Origin of the sequence: Corynebacterium sp. MSK310, assembly GCF_030227355.1 — a bacterium.
In the GTDB taxonomy this organism is placed as follows: domain Bacteria; phylum Actinomycetota; class Actinomycetes; order Mycobacteriales; family Mycobacteriaceae; genus Corynebacterium; species Corynebacterium rhinophilum.
On record NZ_JASPFZ010000003.1, the window covers coordinates 203510 to 212711 of the forward strand.

At 60.3% G+C, this 9202-nt stretch carries 5 protein-coding genes; 4 read left to right on the top strand and 1 reads right to left on the bottom strand.

Going from position 1 to position 9202, the window contains the following annotated elements:
* Positions 1-5: 5 nt before the first annotated feature.
* The gene (locus tag QP891_RS04595) at positions 6-1319 is read right to left on the bottom strand and encodes a short-chain fatty acyl-CoA regulator family protein (RefSeq protein ID WP_284770106.1); all 1314 of its coding nucleotides are present in this window, start codon (positions 1317-1319) and stop codon (positions 6-8) included.
* A gap of 164 nt (positions 1320-1483) precedes the next feature.
* Between QP891_RS04595 and prpD the strand changes: the two genes are divergently transcribed.
* The 4 genes from prpD to QP891_RS04615 all read left to right on the top strand — a co-directional run bounded on the left by prpD (position 1484) and on the right by QP891_RS04615 (position 9077).
* Positions 1484-2995: a 2-methylcitrate dehydratase PrpD gene (prpD, locus tag QP891_RS04600; RefSeq protein WP_284770105.1), complete on the top strand. Its 1512-nt coding sequence runs from the start codon at positions 1484-1486 to the stop codon at positions 2993-2995.
* Positions 2995-3927, top strand: a complete 933-nt coding sequence (gene prpB, locus QP891_RS04605) for a methylisocitrate lyase (protein WP_284770104.1) — start codon at positions 2995-2997, stop codon at positions 3925-3927. The genes prpD and prpB overlap by 1 nt, the downstream gene beginning before the upstream one ends.
* A gap of 13 nt (positions 3928-3940) precedes the next feature.
* On the top strand, positions 3941-5101 hold the full coding sequence (locus QP891_RS04610) for a bifunctional 2-methylcitrate synthase/citrate synthase (RefSeq protein WP_284770103.1): 1161 nt from the start codon (positions 3941-3943) through the stop codon (positions 5099-5101).
* A gap of 544 nt (positions 5102-5645) precedes the next feature.
* Positions 5646-9077: a pyruvate carboxylase gene (locus tag QP891_RS04615; protein WP_284816972.1), complete on the top strand. Its 3432-nt coding sequence runs from the start codon at positions 5646-5648 to the stop codon at positions 9075-9077.
* The last annotated feature ends 125 nt before the right edge of the window (positions 9078-9202 follow it).

A 9202-nucleotide genomic window follows, 5' to 3' on the forward strand; every position in this document is an offset into this window, starting at 1 on the left:
CGTTCCTAGAACGTGGAGTAGGCCTGTTCCGCAGTGCGGTTGAGCTCGACTTTGATCGGTCTATCTGCCTCCGGCAGGGCGCGTTGCGGACAGAACTCGCGGGGGCAGGCCGTGCAGCCTGGGCCAATCGGGGTGGCGGCGGACATGTCCAGGTTCAGGGCATCGGCATAGACGATGCGATCCGCCTGGGTGATATCGCAGCCTAGGCCTACCGCGAATTCCTTGCGCGGCGTACCCCAAGACTTGGCCGTTCCCTGCACGAAACGCCCGATCCACAGGTAGGCGTGGCCATCCGGCATGGCCGCGACCTGCCGGGTAATGCGGTTCGGGGTTTCAAAGGCGCGGTGGACCACCCACAGGGGGCAGGATCCGCCAGAGCGCGCGAAGTGAAAGGCAGTAGAGGACTGCCGCTTGGAAATATTGCCCGCACGGTCGGTGCGGATGAAGGAAAAGGGCACGCCCTTCAGCCCTGGGCGCTGGAGCGTGGCGAGGCGCTGCGCCGTTGTTTCAAACCCGGTTCCAAAGTAGTTGCACAGCAGATCGATATCGTAGCGGGTATCTTCTGCCATTGTGAGAAAGCGCTGGTAGGGCATGGTGACAGCCGCTGCGAAATACTGCGCAAGGCCCAGGGTGGCCAAGTCCTGGGATTCGCCTTCGGGCAGTTCAGACACGAGGTTGTCACAGATATCGCCGTAGGCCAGCAGGCAGTATTGCAGGGCCATTTCAAAGACCAATTGGGCCTCAGATAGCCCATCGCGTAGCGAGAGTTCGCGCGTATCCGGGTCGAAGCTACGCCGGGGGCCGGGCCGGGAAAAGCGCACGGTAACACCCAGGTCTTCGTGCATGCGGGAGGCCAGTCGGCCGCGGCGCAGGACGCGATCGCCCAACTGGCCGGCGAGTTCTTCTGCGAGCACATCGAGCTCGTGGATGTAGTTATGCGCGTCATAAAAGAAATCGCGCACCACTTCAAAGGGGGAGGGGTCTGCGGCAGGCGCGCGCGAGGCAATATCAACAAACCGCGGCATCAACTCGGGAAAGCGGGAGGCGAGATCCGATAGCGCTTCCTCAGAGGCATCGGGGAAGATGTGGCGGAGCTCGGTAATCGTATGGATATCGCGGTCTTCGGCGAAGTAGCTGGGGTCCACGGTAAAGCGCTGGGCTAGCTGCATTAATACGGTCACGGTCAGCGGGCGCTGGTCGTTTTCCAACTGGTTGAGGTAGCTCGTGGATAACCCCAACTTCTTCGCCATCGCCACCTGGGTGAGACCGCGTTGCTTGCGCAAAGCGTGAATCCGTGCCCCCGCATAGTGCTTGGTCATGCGTCCTCGTCTTCCTTTACTGCCCATGCGCTGTGAAAATCACAAGTTTTGCAGATTTCACAAAAGAAGTCCGCTAATTTCCACAAACGTTACCTATAGCGTGCACCACATGCAAGCATTTACTGTGATGTGCAACGCATTCTTGATGAAGGAGGACGCAACCAGTGAAAAACCATGAGGTACGCACTCATAAATCCGCCGAGGACTTCCCGTACGAGGAGCACCTGGCGTACAAGGTGGCCGAGGTGGCCGCGGACCCCGTAGAAGTCCCGGAAGAAACCAACGAGATGATCATCAACCGCATCATCGACAACGCCGCAGTAGCTATGGCCTCCGTTGCCCGTGGCCCCGTCACGTCTGCGCGAGTGATGGCAGAAGCCCACCCCGTGGACAAGGGCGGTTCCACCATTTTCGGCATCGATGGCACGTATTCCGCGGAGTGGGCCGCACTGGCCAATGGCACCGCGGTCCGCGAGTTGGACTATCACGACACCTTCCTCGCCGCCGAATATTCCCACCCCGGCGATAATATTCCGCCGCTCCTTGCCGCAGCGCAGCACAAGGGTCTGAGCGGCCGCGACCTTATCCGCGGCATCGCGACCGGCTATGAAATCCAGGTCAACCTGGTCAAAGGCATATGCCTGCACGAGCACAAGATCGACCACGTGGCGCACTTGGGGCCATCGGTAGCCGCAGGGCTTGGCACGATGTTGGGCCTGGATAAGGACACGATTTACCAGGCCGTCGGCCAGGCGCTGCACACCACCACGGCAACCCGTCAGTCCCGCAAGGGCCTGATTTCCTCGTGGAAGGCCTACGCTCCAGCCTTCGCGGGCAAGATGGCCATCGAGGCCGTTGACCGCACCATGCGCGGCGAAGGCGCCCCGGCACCTATCTGGGAGGGTGAGGACGGGTTCATCGCCTGGATGCTGCATTCGCCAGAGCGCACCTACACCGTGCCCCTGCCAGAAAACGGTGAGGCCAAGACCGCCATCCTGGATACCTACACCAAGGAACACTCCGCGGAATACCAGGCGCAGGCTCCCATCGACATGGCCTTTGCGCTGAAAAAGACGCTGGAGGATAAGGGACTGAAGACGGCGGATATCGAGTCCATCGTGCTGCACACCTCCCATCACACCCATTACGTCATCGGTACCGGAGCGAACGATCCGCAAAAGATGGATCCGTCCGCCTCCCGCGAAACCCTGGACCACTCCGTGATGTACATCTTCGCGGTCGCACTGGAGGATGGCGTTTGGGACCACGAAACCTCCTATTCCCCTGAGCGCTCCAACCGCCCGGAGACCATCGAGCTGTGGCAGAAGATTTCCACCGTTGAGGATCCCGAGTGGACGCGCCGCTATCACTCCAACGACCTTGAGGAAAAGGCCTTCGGCGGCAAGGCCGTTATCACCTTCAAGGACGGCACCGTCATCGAGGATGAGCGCGCCGTGGCGGACGCCCACCCGCTGGGTGCCCGCCCCTTCGCCCGCGAGCAGTACATTGCCAAGTTCAAAAAGCTTGCCGATGGCGTCGTCGACGAGGCCGAGCAAGAGCGCTTCCTCACCGCCGTGCAAGACCTAGAAAACCTCACCGATCTAACCGAACTCAACGTGCGGGTCAACGATGAGCACCTCGCCACCGCACCCGAGAAACCGGAGGGAATCTTCTAATGGCTGGACTATTTGGTTCTACAATCAGCAACGCAGAAAAGCGCGCGAATTTCCGTAAATCCATCGAATCCGGATCGATCACCACGCTGCCGGGCGCGTTTAACCCGCTGACCGCCCGGCTTATCCAGGACATCGGCGGCTTCGACGGCGTCTACGTATCCGGCGCGGTGTTGGCCAATGATTTGGGCCTGCCCGATATTGGCCTGACCACCTTGACCGAGGTGGCCCAGCGCGCCGGGCAGATTGCGCGCGCTACGGACTTGCCCGTGCTTGTCGATGCCGATACCGGCTTCGGCGAACCCATGTCCGCCGCCCGCACCGTCGCCGCGCTCGAGGATGCCGGGCTGGCCGGCTGCCACCTAGAAGACCAGGTCAACCCGAAGCGTTGCGGGCACCTCGACGGCAAGGAAGTGGTGGACAAGGAGGTTATGGTCCGCCGCATCAGCGCAGCCGTCAACGAGCGTCGCGATCCTAATTTCATCATCTGCGCCCGTACCGATGCCGCCGGTGTCAATGGCATCGATGACGCCATCGACCGCGCCAAGGCCTATGCCGAAGCCGGCGCGGACCTCATCTTCACCGAGGCGCTGTATTCCCCCGCGGACTTTGAAAAGTTCCGCGCCGCCGTGGATACACCGCTTTTGGCGAATATGACGGAGTTTGGAAAAACCGAGCTGCAATCAGCGAAAACCCTCGACGGTTTGGGATACAACGCTGTGATCTGGCCAGTCTCCAGCTTCCGCGTGGCCATGGGCGCTACCGAAGAATTCCTGCGCGACTTGCAGGAAACCGGCATCCAGACTGAGTGGCTAGAGCGCATGCAGCACCGCTCCCGCCTGTATGAGCTGGTCCGCTACCAGGAATACAACGAGTTCGACCAGTCCGTATTCACCTATTCCAAAGACAACTATCAACCCACTTTTGAAAGCTAAGGAGCCTGTGACCATGTCCGATAAGAAAAACGAAACCCCAGAAATCCGCAAAGGCCTCTACGGCGTCGTCGTTGATGAAACTGCCGTTTCCAAGGTCGTTCCTGAGACCAACTCCTTGACCTACCGCGGCTACCCGGTCCAAGAACTGGCCCGCTACTGCTCCTTCGAAGAGGTTGCGTACCTCTTGTGGAATGGCAAGCTGCCGGGCCAAGAATCCCTCATCCGTTTCTCCGCGCGTGAAAAGGCATTGCGTCACCTGGACCGCCATCTCATTGACCTGATCATGTCCATGCCACAAAGCTGCCACCCCATGGACGTGCTGCGCACGGCGATTTCCTTCATCGGGGCCCAGGACGCGGAGGAATACACCAGGGACTCCGAGCACGTCCGCCGTACCGCGCTCGAACTCATGGCGAAGATCCCCACCATCATCGCGCTCGACATCCGTCGCCGCCGCGGTGAAGGCTACATCGAGCCTTCCCGTAAGAAGGGCTTTGCCGAAAACTTCCTGTGGATGGTCTTCGGCGATGAAGAAGGCTCCCCAGCGGTAAACCGCGCCGATATCGAGGCCTTTGATAAGTCCCTCATCCTTTACGCCGAGCACTCCTTCAATGCCTCCACCTTCTCGGCGCGCGTGGCGACCTCCACGATGTCTGATACCTACTCCGCCATCGTCGCCGCCATTGGCGCTCTCAAGGGACCACTGCACGGCGGTGCCAACGAGGCCGTCATGAAGAACTTCCTCGAGGTAGACGATCCTGCCAAGGCAGAGGAGTGGACCAAGAACAAGCTGGCTAATAAGGACCTGGTCATGGGCTTTGGTCACCGCGTGTACAAGAATGGCGACTCCCGCGTTCCCACCATGGAGGCCGCCTTCAAGGAGCTTGCCGAGCAGCACGACCAGACCAAGTGGATCGAGATGTACGACATCATGGCCAAGACCATGGAGGAAAACACCTCGATCAAGATCAAGCCGAACCTGGACTTCCCGGCCGGCCCTGCTTACCACATCCTCGGGTTCGATATTCAGTTCTTCACCCCGATCTTCGTCATGGCCCGCATCACAGGCTGGACTGCGCACATCGTGGAACAAAACGAGAACAACTCGCTGATTCGCCCGCTGTCCGCCTACGCCGGCGAAGACCAGCGCTCCGTTCCGCCGAAGTCCTTCTAAACACTTGGCTTCCCGCGCGGTTCGTCCCGCGGCGGACCGTGTAACCCGGGTAAGTGGAACGTAGATGCTCCCCACGCTTGCGTGGGGAGCATTTGTGCATCCTCCTGCGGTATATCCGCATACATCTGCGTCAAATGTGCATCCTCCTACGGTATAACTGAGCAAACCGCGCCCTTAGATGTCGCATTTTCGCCTCAGATATTGCATAGGAGGATGCACATGTAGCGGCTGCGGCAGCAGATATGGCTGCAGCTGCGGCATCGGTTTCGCCTACGACTCCGGTACCGACTACGGCTGCGACTGCGACACCGACTGCGAAAAATTTGCCGGATGGAAATTTGCAGACTTTGCAGAATTGTTAGGACTGTTATTACTGGTTGGCTGGCAGAAATCGCCTAGGCGGGGTTTAAGTTGCAGGTGAGTGTAGAAAACTCCGTTTTAAAAAAGGGATGATAAAAACTATTCTGATCTCTAAACTGAGAGACGGATCACCCCAGTGGGGACGTTGCAACGCAGCGTCTTCCAAGTTGAAAGGAACACCCAAGTGGCCAATTCCGCCCTTCCATCGTTCGACAAGATTTTGGTAGCCAACCGCGGTGAAATCGCCGTGCGTGCTTTCCGCGCTGCCTTTGAAACGGGGGCGAAGACCGTCGCCGTCTATCCTCGTGAAGATCGCAACTCCTTCCACCGCGCCTTTGCGGATGAGGCGGTGCGCATTGGTGATGAGGGACAGCCCGTCAAGGCATACCTCGATATCGAGGAAATCATCCGCGCTGCCAAGAAGTCTGAGGCGGATGCTATCTATCCGGGTTACGGCTTCTTGTCCGAGCGCGCCGATTTGGCCCGCGCCTGCGAGGACAATGGCATTAAGTTCATTGGTCCTACCCCGGGCACGCTGGATCTCACCGGTGATAAATCCGCTGCGGTTAACGCTGCGAAGGAAGCAGGGCTGCCGACGCTGCAGGACTCGGAGCCGACCACGGACATCGATAAGCTGGTGGCAGACGCCGGTGACTTCAGCTTCCCAGTCTTTGTCAAGGCCGTCTCTGGCGGTGGCGGGCGCGGTATGCGCTACGTGGAATCGGAATCTGAGCTGCGCGAACGGGCGGCAGAAGCCTCACGCGAGGCCGAGGCGGCGTTTGGCGATGGCAGCGTGTACCTCGAGACCGCGGTGATTAATCCACAACACATTGAGGTGCAGGTGCTCGCGGATTCCCAGGGCAACGTCATCCACCTTTTTGAGCGTGATTGCTCCGTGCAGCGCCGCCACCAGAAGGTCGTAGAAATCGCTCCCGCGCCATCGCTGGATTCGGAGCTGCGAGAGCGCATCTGCCAGGATGCCGTGAACTTCTGCGAGCACATCAACTATGAAGGTGCCGGCACAGTGGAGTTCCTCGTGGATGAGCGCGGCAACCACGTATTCATTGAGATGAACCCCCGCGTGCAGGTGGAGCACACCGTGACCGAGGAGGTTACCGGTGTGGACATCGTCAAGGCACAGATGAATATCGCCGCCGGGGCTTCTTTGGAAGACATCAACCTGTCGCAAGAAAATATCACCATTACCGGCTCCGCATTGCAGTGCCGCATGACTACCGAAGACCCGAATAACGGCTTCCGTCCAGATACGGGTACGTTGACTGCGTACCGCTCGCCGGGTGGCGCTGGTGTGCGCTTGGACGGTGCGACCTCCGTGGGTGCTGAGGTATCGCCCAACTTCGACTCCCTGTTGGTGAAGATGACCTGCCGCGGCACCACGTTCGAGCAGGCCGTCCACCGTGCCCGCCGCGCGCTGAACGAGTTCCACGTCTCCGGCGTGGCCACCAATATCGGCTTCCTGCGCGCGTTGCTCAATGAGTCCGACTTCGTCAATACCCGCGTCGATACCGGGTTCATTACCGAGCACCCGGATCTGCTCAAGGCGCCACCGGCGGTAGATGAGTCCGGACGTATCCTGGACTACATCGCGGATGTCACCGTGAATAAGCCCAATGGTGATAGGCCCACCGCGTTGCGCCCGTTTGATAAGCTGCCGAAGTTCAATGCGGAAGAGCCGCTCCCGCGTGGTTCCCGCGATGACCTCTTGGAGCTGGGGCCGCAGAAGTACGCGGAAAAGATTCGCGCTCAAGAGCCTTTGATGGTCACGGATACGACGTTCCGCGATGCCCACCAGTCCCTGCTTGCTACCCGTGTGCGCAGCACCGCCTTGGTGTCTGCGGCAGAGGCCGTGGCGCGCCTGACCCCAGACCTCTTCTCGGTGGAGGCGTGGGGCGGTGCTACCTATGACGTGGCCATGCGCTTCCTCCACGAGGATCCCTGGGTGCGCCTGGATCTGCTGCGCGAGGCCATGCCGAACCAGAACATCCAGATGCTCCTGCGCGGGCGCAATACCGTGGGTTATACCCCGTACCCGGATTCGGTCTGCCGCTCCTTCGTGCAGGAAGCAGCCAAGTCTGGTGTGGATGTCTTCCGCATTTTCGATGCACTTAACGATGTCTCCCAGATGCGCTCCGCCATCGACGCCGTGCTCGAGACGAATACCACCGTGGCCGAGGTGGCCATGGCGTATTCCGGTGACCTTTCTTCGCCGAAGGAAGACCTCTACACCTTGGATTACTACTTGAAGCTCGCCGAGCAGATCGTAGAATCCGGCGCGCACATCCTGGCCGTTAAGGACATGGCGGGACTGTTGCGCCCAGAGGCCGCGCACACCCTGGTCACGGCGCTGCGCAAGGAATTCGACCTGCCGGTCCACGTCCACACGCACGATACCGCCGGTGGACAGATCGCTACCTACTTCGCGGCGGCGCGCGCCGGTGCCGATATTGTCGATGGCGCCTCGGCGCCGCTGGCCGGCACCACGTCGCAGCCTTCGCTTTCCGCGCTCATCGCCGCGTTCGCCAACTCCAAGCGCGATACTGGAATCGACCTGCAAGCGGTCTCGGACTTGGAGCCGTACTGGGAGGCCGTGCGCCAGCTGTACGCCCCGTTTGAAAACGGCATTCCTGGCCCGACCGGCCGCGTGTACAAGCACGAGATTCCGGGTGGTCAGCTGTCGAACCTGCGCGCGCAGGCTGTGGCTTTGGGCCTCGCGGATCGCTTCGAGATCATCGAGGATAACTACGCCGCCGTCAACGAGATGCTGGGTCGCCCCACCAAGGTCACCCCGTCCTCCAAGGTGGTGGGTGACTTGGCGCTCCACCTCGTGGGCACCGGCGTTTCTCCGGAAGACTTCGCAGCCAACCCGACGAAGTACGATATCCCGGATTCCGTGGATCAATTCCTCCGCGGCCAGCTGGGTACCCCTCCGGGTGGCTGGCCGGAACTGCGCGATAAGGTTCTCGATGGCCGCGCCGAAACCGGTGCGCAGATTACCGATGTCCCAGCAGAAGAGCAGCCGCACTTGGAATCGGACAACTCGGATGAGCGTCGTGCGAGCCTGAACCGCCTGCTTTTCCCCAAGCAGTTCGAGGAATTCAACGAGTTCCGCCGCAAGTACGGCAATACCGAGGCGCTGACGGATACGACCTTCTTCTACGGCCTGACCGAAGGCGAAGAAAAGGTGGTGCACTTCTTCCCAGAAGATTCCACCGATCGCTCCGACCTTAAGCAGATCGTGGTGCGCCTCGATGCTGTGGGTGAGCCGGATGAGAAGGGCATGCGCAATGTCGTGCTCAACGTCAACGGCCAAATCCGCCCGATGAAGGTGCGCGATGAAAACGCCGAGTCCACTGTGGCTACGGTGGAGAAGGCGGACCCGTCCAATGACGGTCACGTAGCGGCCCCGTTCGCCGGTGTGGTCAACCCCACGGCAGAGCCAGGCGACGAGGTCAAGGCCGGCGATCAAGTCGCGGTCATCGAGGCTATGAAGATGGAAGCCTCCATTTCCGCCACCAAGGATGGTGTGGTGGACCGCGTGGCCATTGGCCAGGCCACCAAGGTGGAAGGCGGCGACCTCATCGCCGTAATCAAGTAGCGGCGCCGCCTAGCACAGACGTGTAAATCCCCTCCCGGCTTGGATGAATGAACTGGCCCCCGAAAGTTGGACTGGTTTAATTCTAGGTGATGAGGGGTTCAAGGGTCTGATTCCGATATTGCATC

Bases quoted from the DNA above. Each gene is read 5' to 3' on its own strand.
- QP891_RS04595 (WP_284770106.1), bottom strand. From the start codon at position 1,319: ATGACCAAGCACTATGCGGGGGCACGGATTCACGCTTTGCGCAAGCAA.
- prpB (WP_284770104.1), top strand. From the start codon at position 2,995: ATGGCTGGACTATTTGGTTCTACAATCAGCAACGCAGAAAAGCGCGCG.
- QP891_RS04610 (WP_284770103.1), top strand. From the start codon at position 3,941: ATGTCCGATAAGAAAAACGAAACCCCAGAAATCCGCAAAGGCCTCTAC.